The 17,604-nt window shown below is 67.5% G+C and carries 13 protein-coding genes, 1 tRNA gene and 1 pseudogene; 10 read left to right on the top strand and 5 right to left on the bottom strand.

Annotated elements, in window-relative coordinates; translation table 11 throughout:
* The first annotated feature begins 149 nt into the window (after positions 1 to 149).
* From gltB to ACFVJ3_RS13420, 6 genes are all read left to right on the top strand, one after another.
* A complete protein-coding gene (gltB, locus tag ACFVJ3_RS13445; RefSeq protein ID WP_378452496.1) occupies positions 150 to 4,733 on the top strand; it encodes a glutamate synthase large subunit in 4,584 nt (1,527 codons plus the stop codon).
* Positions 4,726 to 6,228: a glutamate synthase subunit beta gene (locus ACFVJ3_RS13440; protein WP_378452495.1), complete on the top strand. Its 1,503-nt coding sequence runs from the start codon at positions 4,726 to 4,728 to the stop codon at positions 6,226 to 6,228. Before gltB ends, ACFVJ3_RS13440 begins: the two co-directional genes overlap by 8 nt.
* Positions 6,229 to 6,265: 37 nt before the next feature.
* Positions 6,266 to 7,684: a pyruvate kinase gene (gene pyk, locus ACFVJ3_RS13435; protein WP_378452494.1), complete on the top strand. Its 1,419-nt coding sequence runs from the start codon at positions 6,266 to 6,268 to the stop codon at positions 7,682 to 7,684.
* Complete coding sequence (locus ACFVJ3_RS13430) at positions 7,685 to 8,563, top strand: acyl-CoA thioesterase (RefSeq protein WP_378452493.1); 879 nt, start codon at positions 7,685 to 7,687, stop codon at positions 8,561 to 8,563.
* A gap of 105 nt (positions 8,564 to 8,668) precedes the next feature.
* Entirely contained in the window at positions 8,669 to 8,917 is a 249-nt protein-coding gene (locus tag ACFVJ3_RS13425; protein WP_378452492.1) for a hypothetical protein, read from the top strand.
* A 198-nt stretch (positions 8,918 to 9,115) separates the two neighbouring features.
* Positions 9,116 to 10,903 carry an ABC transporter ATP-binding protein/permease gene (locus ACFVJ3_RS13420; RefSeq protein WP_378452491.1) on the top strand — a complete coding sequence of 596 codons (1,788 nt, stop codon included), beginning with the start codon at positions 9,116 to 9,118 and terminating at the stop codon, positions 10,901 to 10,903.
* Between the two features lie 22 nt (positions 10,904 to 10,925).
* Here ACFVJ3_RS13420 and ACFVJ3_RS13415 read toward each other — a convergent pair whose 3' ends face one another.
* From ACFVJ3_RS13415 to ACFVJ3_RS13405, 3 genes and pseudogenes are all read right to left on the bottom strand, one after another.
* Positions 10,926 to 11,951 carry a DUF4185 domain-containing protein gene (locus ACFVJ3_RS13415; protein WP_378452490.1) on the bottom strand — a complete coding sequence of 342 codons (1,026 nt, stop codon included), beginning with the start codon at positions 11,949 to 11,951 and terminating at the stop codon, positions 10,926 to 10,928.
* A gap of 24 nt (positions 11,952 to 11,975) precedes the next feature.
* The gene (locus ACFVJ3_RS13410) at positions 11,976 to 12,479 is read right to left on the bottom strand and encodes an SRPBCC family protein (RefSeq protein WP_378452489.1); all 504 of its coding nucleotides are present in this window, start codon (positions 12,477 to 12,479) and stop codon (positions 11,976 to 11,978) included.
* A gap of 105 nt (positions 12,480 to 12,584) precedes the next feature.
* Positions 12,585 to 13,207, bottom strand: a pseudogene (locus tag ACFVJ3_RS13405) (sigma-70 family RNA polymerase sigma factor).
* A gap of 97 nt (positions 13,208 to 13,304) precedes the next feature.
* Here ACFVJ3_RS13405 and ACFVJ3_RS13400 point away from each other — a divergent pair.
* On the top strand, positions 13,305 to 13,760 hold the full coding sequence (locus ACFVJ3_RS13400; RefSeq protein ID WP_378452488.1) for a carboxymuconolactone decarboxylase family protein: 456 nt from the start codon (positions 13,305 to 13,307) through the stop codon (positions 13,758 to 13,760).
* 84 nt (positions 13,761 to 13,844) lie between these two features.
* Here the strand turns inward: ACFVJ3_RS13400 and ACFVJ3_RS13395 are convergent.
* Positions 13,845 to 13,918: transfer RNA gene (locus ACFVJ3_RS13395), tRNA-Leu, on the bottom strand.
* 100 nt (positions 13,919 to 14,018) lie between these two features.
* Here ACFVJ3_RS13395 and ACFVJ3_RS13390 point away from each other — a divergent pair.
* On the top strand, positions 14,019 to 14,648 hold the full coding sequence (locus ACFVJ3_RS13390; protein ID WP_378452487.1) for an ANTAR domain-containing response regulator: 630 nt from the start codon (positions 14,019 to 14,021) through the stop codon (positions 14,646 to 14,648).
* A 38-nt stretch (positions 14,649 to 14,686) separates the two neighbouring features.
* Here the strand turns inward: ACFVJ3_RS13390 and ACFVJ3_RS13385 are convergent, their stop codons facing one another.
* On the bottom strand, positions 14,687 to 15,529 hold the full coding sequence (locus ACFVJ3_RS13385; protein ID WP_378452486.1) for an SDR family NAD(P)-dependent oxidoreductase: 843 nt from the start codon (positions 15,527 to 15,529) through the stop codon (positions 14,687 to 14,689).
* Between the two features lie 75 nt (positions 15,530 to 15,604).
* Between ACFVJ3_RS13385 and ACFVJ3_RS13380 the strand changes: the two genes are divergently transcribed.
* Both ACFVJ3_RS13380 and ACFVJ3_RS13375 read left to right on the top strand, forming a co-directional pair.
* Entirely contained in the window at positions 15,605 to 16,105 is a 501-nt protein-coding gene (locus ACFVJ3_RS13380) for a TetR family transcriptional regulator (RefSeq protein ID WP_378452595.1), read from the top strand.
* A 166-nt stretch (positions 16,106 to 16,271) separates the two neighbouring features.
* Entirely contained in the window at positions 16,272 to 17,594 is a 1,323-nt protein-coding gene (locus tag ACFVJ3_RS13375) for an ABC transporter substrate-binding protein (protein ID WP_378452485.1), read from the top strand.
* Positions 17,595 to 17,604 lie beyond the last annotated feature (10 nt).

Below are 17,604 nucleotides of genomic sequence, written 5' to 3'. Positions count from 1 at the left end.
GGTAACAACCTTCACGGGCCGATGCTGTCCCGGTAGACCCCCGAAAAGCAGTTAGCGCCCGTCGTGGCGACCCCGCTAGCGGAGGCCGCCGACAGCACGTGCGGAGCGCACACACTGGTGGTCTTCCTGGCCGATGTGGAGGTATATCGGTGCTGTTCTCTCAGTTGCCCGGTCCTCAGGGCTTGTACGACCCGGACCAGGAAGTCGATTCCTGTGGCGTCGCCATGGTGGCGGACGTGCACGGCCGCCGCTCACACTCCATCGTCTCCGACGGACTCCTTGCCCTCGAGAATCTCGAGCACCGCGGTGCGGCAGGATCGGAACCGAACAGCGGAGACGGCGCCGGCATCCTTCTCCAGCTCCCCACCGAATTCTTCGGGGAGGTCGTCGAGTTCGATCTCCCGGCGCCGCTCGACGACGGCAGCAGCACGTACGCGGCGGGCATCTGCTTCCTCCCGCAGGACCCGCAGGCGCGGGCTGCCGCGCAACGACGCGTGTCCGACCTCGCGGCCGAGGAGGGGCTCGAGATCCTCGGCTGGCGTCGGGTGCCCGTCGATCCCGACGGCGCGGACGTCGGTTCCACGGCCCGGGCCTGCGAACCGCACATGAGCCAGTTGTTCGTCACCGCACCCGCCGTCGGCGGGATCCGGCCCGGCGGGCCGGCACTCGAACGCCTGGTCTATCCGCTGCGCAAGCGGGCCGAGCAGGTCACTCCCGAGGTCGAGTCCGAGGGCAGCGGCGTGTACTTCCCGTCCCTCTCGAGCCGGACCGTCGTCTACAAGGGGATGCTGACCACGTCCCAGCTGTCACGGTATTTCCCGGATCTGCGCGACCCGCGGATCGCGAGTGCGATCGCGATCGTACACAGCCGGTTCTCCACCAACACGTTCCCGTCCTGGCCGCTCGCGCATCCGTTCCGGTTCGTCGCGCACAACGGCGAGATCAACACGGTCCGCGGCAACCGGAACCGCATGCGCGCCCGCGAGGCGTTGCTGTCGAGTTCGATGATCCCGGGTGACCTGCGCAGGCTGTATCCGATCTGCACCCCCGACGCGTCGGATTCGGCGTCGTTCGACGAGGTGCTCGAATTGCTGCACCTCGCCGGCCGCAGCGTGGCGCACGCGGTGATGATGATGGTGCCGGAGGCGTGGGAGAACGACACGTCGATGTGCCCCGACCGTCGGGCGTTCTACCAGTTCCACGCATCGCTGATGGAGGCGTGGGACGGACCGGCGTGTGTGACGTTCACCGACGGGACCGTGGTCGGCGCCGTGCTGGACCGCAACGGGCTGCGTCCGGGACGCTGGTGGCAGACCGTCGACGGGCGGGTGGTCCTCGCGAGCGAGAGCGGCGTCCTCGACGTCCCGCAGGCGGAGGTGGTGGCGAAGGGCCGGCTCGAACCGGGCCAGATGTTCCTCGTCGACACGTCGGAGGGCCGGATCGTGCCCGACGAGGAGATCAAGATGCGGCTCGCGGCGGAGCAACCGTACGCCGAGTGGCTGTACGCCGGTTTGCTCGAACTGAAGACGCTGCCGGATCGCCCGCACGCGCAGCACAACCACGAGTCGGTGGTGCGACGGCAGGTGGCGTTCGGGTACACCGAGGAGGATCTGCGCATCCTGCTCGCGCCGATGGCCGCGTCCGGCGGCGAGCCCCTCGGCTCGATGGGGACGGATACGCCGATCGCCGTCATGTCGCAGCGTTCGCGGCTGCTCTACGACTACTTCGTCGAACTGTTCGCGCAGGTCACGAACCCGCCGCTCGACGCGATCCGCGAAGAGATCGTGACATCGCTGTCGCGGGTCATGGGCCCGGAGCAGAACCTGCTGGAGCCGACCGCGGCGTCGTGCAGGCAGATCGTGCTGCCGTGGCCGGTGCTCGACAACGAAGAGCTGAACAAGATCATCAACGTGAACGCGGACGGCAACCATCCGGGCCTGGCCGCGACGGTGCTGCGCGCGCTGTACGACGTGGAGCGCGGCGGTGCGGGGATGGCCGAGGCGATCGAGGAATTGCGGGCTCAGGCGAGCGCCGCGATCGCGGACGGCTACCGGACGCTGGTGATCTCGGACCGAGACTCCGACCACACCCGCGCGCCGATCCCGTCACTGCTCGCGGTCGCCGCGGTGCACCATCACCTGGTGCGGACCAAGGAACGCACCAAGGTGGCGCTGGTCGTCGAATCCGGTGACGCCCGCGAGGTCCACCACCTGGCGCTGCTCATCGGGTACGGCGCCGCGGCTGTCAACCCGTACCTCGCGATGGAGTCGATAGAGGACCTCGTGTCCGAGGGCGAACTCACCGGCGTCGAGCACACGATCGCCGTGCGGAATTACCTCACCGCTCTCGGCAAGGGTGTGCTCAAGGTGATGTCGAAGATGGGCATCTCCACCGTCGGCTCGTACACGGCGGCGCAGGTGTTCGAGGCGATCGGCCTGGATCGCGACCTCGTCCACGAATACTTCAAGGGCACCGTCAGCAAGCTGGGTGGCGCCGGTCTCGACGAGATCGCCCGAGAGGTCACCGTCCGCCACCGCCAGGCGTACCCGGACAACCCGGCCGAGTTCGCCCACCGGCGGCTCGAGGACGGCGGCGAGTACCAGTTCCGCCGTGACGGCGAACTGCACCTGTTCACCCCGGAGACAGTGTTCCTGCTGCAGCACGCCACCCGCACCGGTCAGCACGAGGTGTTCGCGAAGTACAGCGACGAGGTGAACCGGCTGGCCGAGGCCGGTGGGGCACTGCGTGGTCTGTTCACGTTCCGCGACGGCGTGCGCCCGCCGGTGCCGCTGGACGAGGTGGAACCGGTCGAGCGGATCGTCACCCGGTTCAACACCGGCGCGATGAGCTACGGCTCCATCTCCGCCGAGGCCCACGAGACGATGGCCGTCGCGATGAACAATCTCGGCGGACGCTCCAATACGGGCGAGGGCGGCGAGAACGTCGACCGCCTCTACGATCCGTCCCGCCGCAGCGCCGTCAAGCAGGTGGCGAGCGGGCGATTCGGCGTCACCAGCGACTACCTGATCAACGCCAGCGACATCCAGATCAAGATGGCGCAGGGCGCCAAGCCCGGTGAAGGCGGCCAGTTGCCGGCGTACAAGGTGTACCCGTGGGTCGCGGAGACCCGGCACTCGACGCCGGGGGTCGGGCTCATCTCGCCGCCGCCGCACCACGACATCTACTCGATCGAGGATCTCGCGCAGCTGATCCACGACCTGAAGAACGCCAACGATCGGGCCCGGGTCCACGTGAAGCTGGTCAGCTCGGTGGGGGTGGGAACGGTCGCCGCCGGCGTCAGCAAGGCGCACGCCGATGTGGTCCTGATCTCCGGGAACGACGGCGGAACCGGCGCGACGCCGCTGACGTCGATGAAGCATGCCGGGGCGCCGTGGGAGATCGGGCTGGCCGACGCCCAGCAGACGCTGGTACTCAACGGTCTCCGCGACCGCATCACCGTCCAGTGCGACGGCGGGATGCGCACCGCGCGGGACGTCGTGGTCGCGGCGCTGCTGGGTGCGGAGGAATTCGGGTTCTCGACAGCCCCGCTGATCGTGGCGGGTTGCATCATGATGCGGGTCTGCCACCTCGACACCTGCCCGGTCGGTGTCGCCACCCAGAACCCGGAGCTGCGCAAGCGGTACACCGGCAAACCGGAGTTCGTGGAGGAGTTCTTCCGGTTCGTCGCCGCGGACGTGCGCCAGTACCTGGCGAACCTCGGGTTCCGCAGCATCGACGAGGCCGTCGGTCACGCGGATGTCCTCGAGACCGCCCAGGGGATCGCGCATTGGAAGAACCGCGGACTCGACCTCACGCCGATCTTCGCGGTGCCCACCGGGCCGGACGGGGCGCCACTGCCGCAGCGGCGCCGGGACCGCGATCAGGACCACGGACTGGACCGGGCACTGGATCGCACGCTCATCCAGCTGGCCGAGGGTGCCCTCGAGGACGCGCACGCCGTGGAGATCGAGATGCCGGTGCGCAACGTCAACCGGACGGTCGGCACGCTGCTCGGCGCGGAGGTCACCCGCCGGTACGGCGCCGCCGGGCTGCCGGACGACACGATCCGGCTCACGTTCACCGGTTCGGCCGGGCAGTCGCTCGGTGCGTTCCTGCCGCCGGGCATCACCATCGACCTGACCGGGGACGCCAACGACTACGTCGGCAAGGGATTGTCGGGCGGGCGGATCGTGGTCCGTCCCGCCGACGACGTCCTGTTCGTCCCGGAAACCCAGGTGATCGCGGGCAACACCCTGCTCTACGGTGCCACCTCGGGCGAGCTCTATCTCCGGGGACGTGTCGGCGAACGCTTCTCCGTGCGCAACTCCGGTGCGTCGGCCGTCGTGGAGGGCGTCGGCGACCACGCCTGCGAATACATGACGGCCGGACGGGTCGTGATCCTCGGACCGACCGGCCGGAACATGGCGGCCGGCATGTCCGGCGGCATCGCGTACGTCCTCGACCTGGACCCCGAGGACGTGAACCCGGCGATGGTGAAGCTCCTGCAACCCGACCCGGACGACCTCGACTGGTTGTGCGGCGCGGTCACCCGGCACCACCGGTGGACCGGTTCCGCGGTGGCGGCGTCGGTGCTCGCCGACTGGCCCCGCCGCTCCGCGTTGTTCACCAAGGTGATGCCGGTGGACTACCAGCGGGTGCTGGACGCGACCCGGATGGCCAAGGCCGAGGGACTCGACGTCGACACTGCGATCATGGAGGCGGCACGTGGCTGATCCACAGGGCTTTCTGCACATCGTCAAGAAGGAGGCGAGCAAGCGTCCGGTCGCGGAACGGGTGCACGACTGGCACGAGGTGTACACGCCGCAGAGTCCGGCGGAGCGGGCCGCCGAGGTGTCCGAGCAGGCCGCCCGGTGCATGGACTGCGGAATCCCGTTCTGCCACTCGGGAAGTGCGGGCTGCCCACTGGGTAACCTGATTCCGGAGTGGAACGACCTGGTGCGGCGCGGCCGCTGGTCGGCGGCCAGTGAGCGGCTGCACGCGACCAACAACTTCCCGGAGTTCACCGGGCGGGTGTGTCCGGCGCCGTGCGAGTCGGCGTGCGTCCTCTCGCTCGCCGACACACACACGACCGGCAGCGTCACCATCAAGCGGATCGAGCAGGCCATCGCCGACGTCGCGTGGGAGTCCGGCACGGTGGTCCCCAAGCCGCCGATGATCGCCACGGGCCACAAGGTGGCGGTGGTCGGTTCCGGTCCGGCCGGTCTCGCGGCGGCTCAGCAGCTGACCCGGGCGGGGCACGACGTCACCGTCTACGAGCGCGACGACCGGCTCGGGGGACTGCTGCGGTACGGCATCCCGGAATTCAAGATGGAGAAGGCGATCCTCGATCAGCGCCTCATGCAGATGCGTGCCGAGGGAACGCATTTCGTCACCGACTGCGAGGTCGGCGTCGACCTGACCGTGGAGCAGATGCGCGAGAATTTCGCTGCCGTCGTTATCGCGATCGGCGCGCTGCGGGGCCGTGACAACACGACCGTCGAGGGCCGGGAGCTGAACGGGATCCACCTCGCGATGGAACACCTCGTCACCTCGAACAAGGAATGCGAGGGTGACGGTCCCGCGACGATCACCGCCAAGGGCAAGCACGTCGTCATCATCGGCGGCGGCGACACCGGGGCCGACTGCCTCGGCACGGCGCACCGCCAGGGCGCGCTGTCGGTGACCCAGCTGGACTACAACCCGGAGCTGCCGACGGAACGGGACGAGGCCGCGACGCCGTGGCCCGCGTGGCCGATGGTGCTGCGCACGTCGCCCGCGCACGCCGAGGGCGGTGTCCGCCGATACCAGGTCGCGGTGCAGCGTTTCCTCGGTGACGAGAACGGGAACGTCCGATCCATGGTGCTCGCCGAGGTCCGGGTCGCCCGCGAGGACGGCAAGCGCATCATCACGCCGGTCGGCGAGGAGATCGAATTGCCGTGCGAACTGGCACTTTTCGCGATCGGATTCGAGGGGGTCGATCTCGGGCCGCTGCTCGACGACTACGGGCTGTCACCCACCCGGCGCGGATCGCTCTCCTGCGGACCGGACTGGCAGACCACCGCACCCGGGGTCTTCGTCTGCGGGGACGCGCACCGCGGCGCGTCGCTCGTGGTGTGGGCGATCGCGGAGGGCAGGTCCGCGGCGCACGCCGTCGACGTGTATCTGACCGGGGCGTCGGATCTCCCGTCGCCGGTGCATCCGACGGCGCTCCCGCTGGCAGTCGTCTAAATGGAGAAGGGCGCGCGGGACGACTAGGCTCGAGGCCGTGAACCGACGCACGAAGATCGTATGCACACTTGGACCTGCTACCGCCACCGGTGACCGTATTCGCGAGCTCGTCGAAAGCGGTATGGACGTGGCTCGGCTGAACTTCAGCCACGGCGAACACGCCGATCACGAGGAGAACTACAAACGCGTCCGGGCGGCCTCGGACGCGACGGGGAAGGCGGTCGGCGTCCTCGCCGACCTCCAGGGCCCGAAGATCCGGCTCGGCCGGTTCGCGGAGGGTCGCACCACGTGGGCCAACGGTGAGGAAGTGCGGATCACCGTCGACGAGGTCGAGGGCACCCACGACCGGGTGTCGACCACCTACAAGCAGCTCGCCGAGGACGCCAAGGCGGGCGACCGGCTGCTCGTCGACGACGGCAAGGTCGGTCTCGTCGTCTCCGGTGTGGACGGCAACGACGTGATCTGCCGGGTCACCGAGGGCGGCCCGGTCAGCAACAACAAGGGCGTGTCCCTGCCGGGGATGAACGTGTCGGTCCCGGCGCTGTCGGAGAAGGACATCGCGGACCTCGAGTTCGCGCTCGGCCTCGGTGTCGACTTCATCGCCCTGTCGTTCGTGCGGTCGCCGGCCGACATCGAACTGGTTCACGAAGTGATGGATCGGGTCGGTCGCCGGATCCCGGTGATCGCGAAGCTCGAGAAGCCGGAGGCGATCGACAACCTCGAGGCCATCGTGCTGGCGTTCGACGCGGTGATGGTCGCCCGTGGTGACCTCGGTGTGGAGTTGCCGCTCGAGCAGGTGCCGCTGGTGCAGAAGCGGGCGATCCAGATCGCCCGGGAGAACGCGAAGCCGGTCATCGTGGCCACCCAGATGCTCGAGTCGATGATCGAGAACTCGCGGCCCACCCGCGCCGAGGCGTCCGACGTCGCGAACGCGGTCCTCGACGGTGCGGACGCCGTCATGCTGTCCGGTGAGACGTCGGTCGGTAAGTACGTGATGGAGACGGTGCGCACCATGGCGCGGATCGTCGAGGCGGTGGAGAACGAGTCCACCCAGGTGCCGCCGCTGACGCATGTGCCGCGCACCAAGCGGGGTGTCATCTCGTACGCTGCCCGCGACATCGGGGAGCGGTTGGATGCGAAGGCGCTGGTCGCGTTCACGCAGTCCGGTGACACGGTGCGTCGCCTGGCGCGTCTGCACACGCCGTTGCCGTTGCTGGCGTTCACCCCGTTGCCGGAGGTGCGCAGCCAGTTGTCGCTGACGTGGGGCACCGAGACGTTCATCGTCGATCCGGTCGACAGCACCGACGCGATGGTGCGGCAGGTCGACCACGCGCTGCTCGGGTTGGGCCGGTACCAGAAGGGCGAGCTGGTGGTCATCGTGGCCGGGTCGCCGCCCGGCACCGTAGGCTCGACCAACCTGATCCACGTCCACAGAATCGGCGAAGAGGACCACTAGGTGAGCGATGTCGCGGCGAAGACCGATCTCCAGACCCTGCTCGAACTTCTCGATCTCGAGAGGACCGGGGAGGACACGTACCGAGGTCGGCATCCCGCGCAGGTGGGTAGCCGGACGTTCGGCGGCCAGTTGATTTCCCAGGCACTGGTCGCCGCCGGCCGCACCGTGAGCGGCGAGCGTGCCGTGCACGCGATCAACGCCCACTTCATCCGCGGCGGCGACGTCAAGGAACCCATCGAATACCGTGTCGCGCGGCACCGTGACGGGCGGGCCTTCGCGAACCGTCAGGTCACTGCGCTGCAGAACGGTGAGGAACTGTTCGTCATGCTGGCGGCGTTCCAGGATTGGGGCAAGGGTCTCGAGCATGCGGTCGAGGTGCCCGACGTCCCGTTCCCGGACACGCTGCCGCCACTGGGCGACCACTTCCTGGGGTACGAGGATCGCCTGAAGATGTTCGTCGACGCCCTCAAGCCGATCGACATGCGTTACGCGAACGACCCGTCGTGGATCATGAAGGGCACGGGGGAGAAGCTCACCCACAACCGGGTCTGGATGAAATCGGACGGCGACCTTCCCGACGATCCGCTGATTCACGTGGCCGTCATGGGCTACTCGTCGGACACCACGGTCCTGGATTCCATCATCACCACCCACGGACTGTCGTGGGGGCTGGATCGGATCGTCGCGGCCACCGTCAACCATTCCATCTGGTTCCACCGGCCGTTCCGGTTCGACGACTGGACGCTCTACGCCACCGAATCGCCGGTGGCGGCGGGGTCCCGCGGCCTCGCGACGGGGCGCTTCTTCTCCCTCGAGGGCGAGTTGCTGGCCACCGTGGTCCAGGAGGGTCTCATCCGCCACTTCCCGCCGCGGAAGTAGCGGCCCCGCCATTCCTTTGCCACCGAACGGTTTTGAACGGTAGTTCAGCTGGTGGGTGCGGCGTATGGTCGGTCTGGAATCTCCGAAACGGAACGGACGTGCACTATGAGCGCAGACGCACCCGAGCAGAAGAACTCCGGCCGGCCGGCCGTGAGCAAAGTTCCCCTTCCCGACGACGAGGCGCTTGCCGAAGCCAAGAAGAAGGTGGCGGAGATCGACGCCCGCTACGAGCCGGGCGCCCGCGAGACGGTAGTCCTCCCCGGCTCCGACGGGACGGTGTCGGGTACCGCCTTCGACGACTACGTCGACGACGAAGGCAATCTGAAAAAGCCTGAGCCCGAGAAGGACTCGTAGATCCCCGTCAACGTCGTCCAGTTCTCCCTGCCCGATGTCCCGTCCGTGCGGCCGAAACCGCCCAAATGGGACATCGGGCGAGGTGTGGGTGCGGATCGACGCGTGTCCTGCGCGTATCTCTCGCCGATGACCGAGGTCCGGGGTTAGACTTCGCCATCTTTTCTGGTGAGTTTCACCTCGTGATCGGGGATATGGGTCGTGGACTGGAACAACGTCGTATGGGACAGCGCGATGTGGCTGCTCAAGGCCTACGTCATGACTGTCGTCGCGTTCGTCGTCGTAGTGATACTGCTCGCGCGGTTCACCAAATGGGGTAGGCAGTTCTGGCGCTTCGCCGCGCCGTACTTCGATCCGCGGCGCAGCCTCAAGCCGTTGACCATCCTGGCGCTGCTGCTGCTGTCGACGGTCTTCGCGGTGCGGATGACGGTGCTGTTCTCATACTGGTACAACGACTTCTACGATTCGATCCAGAATCTGGACGAGCCGGCGTTCTGGCACTTCCTCCGCGTATTCGCCATTCTGGCGACGGTCCACGTGGTGCGGGCCCTGATCGAGTACCTGATCGGGCAGACGCTCGACATCGACTGGCGGACGTGGCTCAACCACCATCTCGTCGACGACTGGCTCGACAGCCGCGCCTACTACCGCGACCGGTTCCTGGACGACGCGATCGACAACCCGGATCAGCGCGTCCAGGCCGACATCACCAACTTCGTGACCACGTCCCGCTCGCTGTCGATGGGCGCGGTGACCGCCGTGCTGTCGATCGTGTCGTTCACGGGAATCCTGTGGGATCTGTCCGGCCCGATGACGGTGTTCGGCGTGGAGATCTCGCGGGCGATGATCTTCCTGGTCTACATCTACGTGCTGGTGACCACGGTGGTGGCGTTCTGGATCGGCAAGCCCCTCATCAAGCTGAACTTCCTCAACGAGAAACTGGGCGCCAACTTCCGCTACGCGCTGATCCGGGTCCGGGAGTACGGGGAGAGCATCGCGTTCTACCGCGGCGAGAACGTCGAGCGCCGCACGCTCGCCGGACGGTTCGCGGACGTCATCCGGAACATGTGGCAGATCGTGTTCCGGACGTTGAAGTTCAGCGGATGGAACCTCACCGTCAACCAGACGGCCGTCATCTTCCCGTTCCTCGTGCAGGGTCCGCGACTGTTCACCGGTCAGGTGTCGCTCGGTGACGTGATGCAGACGTCGCAGGCCTTCGGCCAGGTCCACGACTCCCTGTCCTTCTTCCGCGAGTCGTACGCCGACTTCGCGAGTTTCCGCGCCACCCTCATCCGACTCAACGGTCTGGCCAACGACAACCAGCACGCCGCCGAACTCCCGATCCTGAAGACCGGAAAGTCGGGCGACGACCTCCAGGTCGAGAAGCTGGACGTGCGCATCCCGACCGGACAGACCCTCATCGAGGGCCTCGAGCTCACCGTCACCCCCGGGCAGTCGTTGCTGGTCAAGGGCCCCTCGGGCTCGGGCAAGACCACCCTGCTCCGCACGCTCGCCGATCTGTGGCCGTACGCCGACGGCACGGTGTCGCGGCCCTCGGGGGAGGCCATCTTCCTGTCCCAGCGGCCGTACCTGCCGCTCGGTTCGCTGCGGACCGCCCTGGCGTACCCGAAGGAGCCGACGGCGGCCGACGACGTCGTGCGCGCTGCGCTGTCGAAGGTGTCGCTCGGCAATCTCGGGGATCAGCTCGACGAGACCGCCGACTGGACGCGGATCCTGTCCCCGGGTGAGCAGCAGCGTCTCGCGTTCGCGCGGGTGCTGATCGCACGTCCCGCGGTGATCTTCCTCGACGAGGCCACGTCGGCGATCGACGAGGGCCTCGAGTACACGCTCTACACCCTGCTCAGGACCGAACTCCCGGACAGCATCGTGGTGAGCGTGGGCCACCGCAGCACCCTCAACCAATTCCATTCCCGCGGGGTGGAACTCGAGGGGGAGGGGCGGTGGACGGAGTCGGAACTCGTGGGGTGACCAGCGGGATTCGTCCAGCGAGCTACCCGGCGTCCAGCCGAGTCGTGAACTGCAGGACGCGGTAGGGATCTCCGGTCGTCGTGTTCCATTGCGATACAAACAGATGCAGCTCGTCCAGCGTGGACGCCGGATGGATGAATCCGCCGTAGATCTGCGCCCACGTGCCGTCCATCGCTCCCCAGCCGCCCCCCGCGATCTGCACGGTCGGCTCCGACCACGGTCCGTCGATGCGCGCCGCCGTGCGCGTGACGACCGCGTACGCGGTGGGATCGAAGTAGGCGAGGACCCAGGTGCCGTCGATTCGTCGCAGGCACATCTCCCCGACGGGGCCCGGCAGGATCGGGGTCGCCGGCTGTCCCCACGCCCACCCCGTGCCGCGGTCCCAGCCCCAGTCCTCGTAGGCTCCGGGTTCGAGGATGCGCGATTCGGGGACCCGCCGGAGGATCATCCCGCCCGGATCGGTGCGGTCGAACGCGCTCGAGACGACGTAGACGTAGCCGTTGTGCCGTTCCATGGTCCAGAGCTGATCGAGCGACCCGCCGCGGTTGTCCCAGCGGGCGGGTGAGCGGTGCCAGTTCTCGCCGCCGTCGTCGGACCAGGCGAAATACGTGAAGTTCGTCGGCCATCCATGCGACCTCCACGAGTGCACACTGACGACGGACAGATAGGTCCGATCACCGATCGTGACGGCGTCTGCGGGAACGACGGTGAACTCGCTGCCCGCCGCTTCCCGGTCGGGAAGTTCGCGTACGTCGTGCGCGTTGGGGAGGATCTCCCTCGCCGTCCGACCGCCGGCCGCGGATTCGAACTCGATGCCGCCGCGCAGATCGGTTGTGGTGGAGCGCAACATCACGGGGCTGCGCCACCGCCTGCCGTGTCGGCCGGGTGAGCTGAACGTGTCGCCGAAGAGGAACGCGACCCTGCCGTCGGCCAGGCGCGTGGGACAGCCGAGGTCGGTGCCGTGCACACCCCAGCGCCGCGTCGCCGCTCCGGTGACCTCCTTCACGAAGGTCGCTGCCGGTGTGGTCGTGCTGCCCGGGATACGCACTCCTCCCTGTCGGTGAACCGGTGGTCAGGACGACTTACGGTAGGACGCGGCGAGTTCGTCGGCGCGATCCCACGGGGACCAGTCGACCTCGCGGCCGTCCAGTTGCGCTTCGACCACCTCGAGTCCCGCGTGCCAGCCGGCGGCGTGCGCGTAGGCGGATTCTTCTTCTTCCACGGTGTGGGTGAGCGTCAGCCAGCAGCCTCCGCTGCCGTCGGGGACGAGTTCCCAGTGCAGCGTCTCGGCGTCCCACAGGTACTCGAGGATGTGCGCGGGATGAACCGAGATGACCGTCCCGGTGGTGGTCTGATCTGCGGGCAATCCGAATCGGCGCACCTGCTCCGGCGTCACCCGGAAGACGAGGTCGGCACCCGGAGTGAGGTCGAACTCGACGTCGGCGGGGAACCAGGCCTTCAGGTACTGCGGGTCGGTGAGAACTCGCCACACCTTCTCCGGCGAGTGCGAGAGCGCTTGCTGGAATCGAAGGGCTACGCGCCCGTCGTAGGTGAAAGTGACGGTGCCGAGCTCCATGGGTGACCTCCGTGCTCGAGGGCGTACCTGTCCCACCATGGTACTGGCAGGACGGCGCAGATCCCCAGGATCGGCCACAAAAAACCGCCGCTACCTGCGGGGTCGTCAGTCGCCGACAGTGGAGAGCCCCAGACGCTGCAGGCGGTGCGGGTCGGCGAGGATGTCGATCCGGACGATCTTCCCACCTGCGATGGTGAAGGCCATGACCGACATGGCTTTTCCCTCGGGTGCGGTCACGACCCCGGCGGCGCCGTTCACCAGCGCGAGCCGGGCGAAAGGAGCGAAGCGCGAGAAGGTGAGGGCCTGCTCGCTGACGGCGCGGGCTCCGCGCACGAGTCGTGCAACACGAATGCGAGCCGCTCAGCGGGCGTCAGCGTGTCGAGAACGACCAGCAGCGCGAGTCCGACGGAGTCGCCGAGCACTGCCTCGTGCTCGGGATCTGCCACGTCCAGTTCGCTCACGATCGGATCCGGCACATGGACGTCCAGGGGCTCCTCACGGCGAGTCTTCCGTGAGCGGAGCATGTCGAGGCACACCCGGGCGACCACCGTCGTCAGCCAACCCCGCAGGTTCTCCACCTCCGACGCCTCGGCACGGCTGAGCCGGAGCCAGCCCTCCTGCACGGCGTCCTCCGCTTCGCTGATCGAGCCGAGCAACCGGTAGGCGACCGCCGACAGATGCGTCCGGTTCTCCTCGAAGCGGTGCGCCAGAACTTCGTTGTCGTTCATCTGTCACATTCTGCCGTCGCGGTTCGTCATGTCAGTGAGAACGAAAATCAACCGGTGTGACATCACCTCACCCGAATACCTTTGGAGGCAGACAATCATGAAAGCCCGAATGACCAACCCCGCGATGATCGTTCCCGACGCCATGAAGTCTCTGCTGGCTCTGGGAAAGGCAGCGTCGAAGGCGGACGTGCCGCCGGTGACCCACGCGCTCGTGCATCTGCGGTCGAGTCAGATCAACGGCTGCAGCGTGTGCGTGGACATGCATTCGCGTGAGCTGGAGAAGGAGGGGGAGATCAACGAGCGGATCTTCGCGGTGGCGGCGTGGCGGGAGGCTCCGTACTTCAGCGACGCCGAACGCGCGGCCCTGGCGCTGGCCGAGTCGATGACCCGGTTGAGCGATCGTTCGGACCCGGTGCCCGACGATGTGTGGAACGAGGCCGCCCGGCACTACGACGAGCAGGCGCTCGCGTCGCTGGTCCTGTCGATTGCCACCGTGAACCTGTGGAACCGTCTCAACGCCGCCACCCGGCAGGTCGCGGGCGGGCAGTGGTGACGGCAACACCGTAACGGGCGACGAGATGCGAATCGCAGGTCGGAGAAAGTATCCGACCTGCGATTCGCGGAGAAATCCTGGCAGTGCCCTCGGTGAGACTCGAACTCACACTGGACGGGTTTTGAATCCGTTTCCTCTGCCAATTGGGATACGAGGGCGTGTTGCGCTGTACCACTGTAGAAGATCGCCGTCGGGAGTCAACCACCGGTACCCTTCTAACGTTCGCTCCCCGCGCCGGGGTCGTCCGAGCAGAGGAGAATGGTGGCCGTGAACGCTCCCCAGCAGCAAGGTGTGCCGTCGCAGCCGCGACGGGTCGTGGTGGCCGAGGACGAGGCGCTGATCAGGCTCGATCTGGTCGAGATGCTGCGGGAAGAGGGCTACGACGTGGTCGGTGAGGCGGGGGACGGGCAGGCCGCCGTCGACCTGGCGGTGGAGCTCAAACCGGACCTCGTGATCATGGACGTGAAGATGCCCCGTCGCGACGGTATCGATGCGGCGTCGGAGATCGCCGCGAAACGTATTGCGCCCGTGGTCATTCTCACAGCGTTCAGCCAGCGCGAGCTGGTGGAGCGGGCTCGGGACGCCGGGGCGATGGCGTATCTCGTCAAGCCGTTCTCCTCGGCCGACCTGGTGCCTGCGGTCGAGTTGGCGGCGAGCCGGTTCAAGGAAGTGACGGCGCTCGAGCGGGAGATCTCCGATCTGTCGGAGCGACTGGAAACCCGCAAGATCGTGGAACGCGCCAAGGGCGTGTTGATGGAGAAGCAGTCCCTGACCGAGCCCGAAGCGTTCAAGTGGATCCAGCGGGCCGCTATGGACCGCCGGTCGACCATGAAGGCGGTCGCGCAGGTGGTGCTCGAGACCCTCGGTGGGGAAGCTCCCACCAGCTGACCCGCGAGATCGGCAACAGCCGATGCGTTTTCGAAGCGTCAGGCGCCGGCGGGGAAGTCCGCGGAGCGGCTGACGCCGGCCCACCGCCGGGCCTCGGCGGCGCGTTCGCGGGACGACTTCTCGGCCATCTCGACGGCGCCGGCCCCGAATAGCAGGCGCAGCGGGGCGTCCTCGGCGGCAACCACATCCAGGATGATCCGAGCGGCCCGGGCCGGGTCTCCGGGCTGGGCGCCGTCGGTGGTCTCCCGGTAGCGGTTCATCACGCCGACCGTCGCCTCGTAGTCGGGGCCGACCGAGCTGCGTTTCATCGACGAACCCTGCCAGTCGGTCCGAAATGCCCCGGGTTCCACGATGAGCACCTTCACGCCGAACGGTTTCGCCTCGGCCGCCAGGACTTCGGAGAATCCCTCGACGGCGAACTTTGCTGCCTGATACGCGCTCAGCCCCGGCGTGCCACCGACGCGACCTCCGACGGAGGAGAACTGCACGAAGCAGCCGCTGCGTTGCTCGCGCAGGATCGGCAGTGCCGCGCGGGTGACGTTGACGACGCCGAAGAAGTTGGCTTCGATCTGCTGCCGGAAGTCCTCGTCGTCCATTTCCTCGATCGGGACGCTGTTGGCGTAGCCGGCGTTGTTCACCACCACCACGTCGAGGCCCCCGAACTCGTCGACGGCGACAGCGTACGCGGAACGGGCGGCCGCGGCGTCCGTGACGTCCAGGGCGACCGTCCGAACCCGGTCGCCGTACGTGCCGACCACGTCGGTCAGCTGTTCGGGCTGCCGGGCGGTGGCGACCAGATTATCGCCGGCGTCGAGGATCGCTGTCGCGAGTTCCCTGCCGAAACCGCGTGAGCTTCCGGTGACGAGCCACGTCTTCGCCATGGTGTCTTCCCTCACGTCAGCTTGCAACTGACTGGTTGGTGCTGACGAAATCCATGGAACACCTGCCGAGGGAAACTGTCATTCGGCATCGCCGGGGCGCGGGTCGACCGCATCGCCCTGGCCGCCAAGGCGAACAAATCGATGATCTACGCGTACTTCGGCGACAAGGGGCAGCTGTTCGACGCGGTCTTCGCCGCCCACGTGGTGGCCTTCACCGAGCGGGTGCGGTTCGACGCCACCGATCTCCCGGGTTACGCGGGGCGCTCGTTCGACCTGTACGAGAACAACCCGGCGACGCTCCGGCTCGCCACCTGGTACCAGCTCGAGCGGCCCGACGGTGAACCACTGCAGGTGGTGGCCGCGTCCAACCGGTCGAAGCTCGCCGACATCGAGCGAGCGCAGAGAAGTGGTGTGCTGCCAACCCGATTCGAGCCCGTGGAACTGCTCGCCGTCGTCCGGTCCGTCGCGATGTCCTGGCACACGCAGACTCCGGAACTCGGCGCCTCGGCCCCCGCGGACCGAGCCCGCCGACGCCAGGTGGTCGTCGACTCCGTGCGCCTTCTCGTCGGCGCCTGAGGCTCGCCACGCTACGGCCGCGTAAACACTCGTCGTATTCAGATCACAGTAAGGTCACGAGCCTTTCTGGACGGATCGCGAAAGCCGCCGGACCGCTAGCGTCTGATCCCACAGCGGACGCCAACTCGGGTGGCGCCCGCACTCAGGTGATCTAAGGAGAGTTTGGATGGCTAAACGGACCCTCGTGCGGGCGGCCGCGGTTCTCGGCGCGGCATCACTCGCACTGGCAGGTTGTAGTTCGGACAGTGGCGACGACTCCGCGAGTGGGAGTGACAGCTCTGCCTCGGCCACCACTGTTTCCACCGACTGCACGCCCGAAGAGGCGGCGGCAGCGGGTGCCCCGTCGACGGCGCCGCTGAAGATCGGCACCCTGCTTCCCGACACGGGAAGCCTCTCCTTCCTCGGACCGCCGATGGTGGCGGGCACCCAGCTCGGCGTCAATGACGTCAATGCGGCCGGTGGGGTTCTCGGCCAGCCCGTCCAACTGATTCCCGGCGACTCGGGCGACACCACCACCGACACGGCGAACACCACCGTGGACCGGGAACTGGCCGCGGGCACCCAGGTGATCATCGGTGCGGCGTCGTCCTCGGTGTCGCTGAAGGTCATCGACAAGGTGTCCAGCGCCGGCGTCGTGATGTTCTCCCCGGCCAACACGTCCGACCAGTTCGTCTGCTACCCGGACAAGGGCCAGTACTTCCGCACCGCTCCCACCGACGTGTTGCAGGCTCAGGCTGTGTCGCAACTCATCTCGGACGACGGCGGCCAGCGCGTGTCCATCCTGGCCCTCAACGACCCGTACGGAACCGGGCTCGCCGACAACATCCAGAAGAACCTCGTCGACGCGGGCATCCCCGAGGATCAGATCCAGAAGATCATCTACGACCCCAACGCGCAGTCGTTCAACTCGGAGGTCGACCAGGTCAAGGACTTCGCCCCCGACGCCGTCGCGGTGGTCGGATTCGAGGAGTCGGCGAAGATCATCACCCGTATGCACGAGGTCGGCATCGGCCCGTCCGACGGCATGAAGGTCTACGGCGTGGACGGCAACATGGGTAACGCGCTCGGCGAGTCGGTGGCCCCACCGCTGCTCGACGGAATGCAGGGCACCACGCCCCTCACCGACGTCGGTCCGGCCTTCCAGGATCGCCTCAAAGGCATCAACCCGGGGTTGATCGACTTCAACTACGCCGGTGAATCCTACGACGCCGTGGTCGTTGCCTCGCTCGCCGCGGAAGCCGCGAAGTCGACGGCCGGTCGCGACATCGCCGCGAACATCAACGCCGTCACCGAGGGTGGCACTCCGTGCACGTCGTACCAGGAGTGCCTGCCGCTCGTGCAGGCCGGCACGGACGTCGACTACAACGGCATCACCGGCAAGCTCGACTTCACCGCCGCAGGCGAGCCGTCCATCGGTTCGTACGGCAAGCTGAAGTTCGGTGCCGACAACAAGCTGACGACGGACGGATACATCGTCGTCGGCGGGTGATCGCACTCAC

The organism is Rhodococcus sp. NPDC127593 (genome assembly GCF_042671975.1).
GTDB lineage: Bacteria > Actinomycetota > Actinomycetes > Mycobacteriales > Mycobacteriaceae > Rhodococcus_F.
This window is presented reverse-complemented; position numbering and strand designations above follow the sequence as displayed.

Bases quoted from the DNA above. Each gene is read 5' to 3' on its own strand.
- ACFVJ3_RS13390 (WP_378452487.1), top strand. From the start codon at position 14,019: ATGGTGGCCGTGAACGCTCCCCAGCAGCAAGGTGTGCCGTCGCAGCCG.
- ACFVJ3_RS13425 (WP_378452492.1), top strand. From the start codon at position 8,669: ATGAGCGCAGACGCACCCGAGCAGAAGAACTCCGGCCGGCCGGCCGTG.
- ACFVJ3_RS13375 (WP_378452485.1), top strand. From the start codon at position 16,272: ATGGCTAAACGGACCCTCGTGCGGGCGGCCGCGGTTCTCGGCGCGGCA.
- ACFVJ3_RS13385 (WP_378452486.1), bottom strand. From the start codon at position 15,529: ATGGCGAAGACGTGGCTCGTCACCGGAAGCTCACGCGGTTTCGGCAGG.
- ACFVJ3_RS13400 (WP_378452488.1), top strand. From the start codon at position 13,305: ATGAAAGCCCGAATGACCAACCCCGCGATGATCGTTCCCGACGCCATG.
- ACFVJ3_RS13410 (WP_378452489.1), bottom strand. From the start codon at position 12,479: ATGGAGCTCGGCACCGTCACTTTCACCTACGACGGGCGCGTAGCCCTT.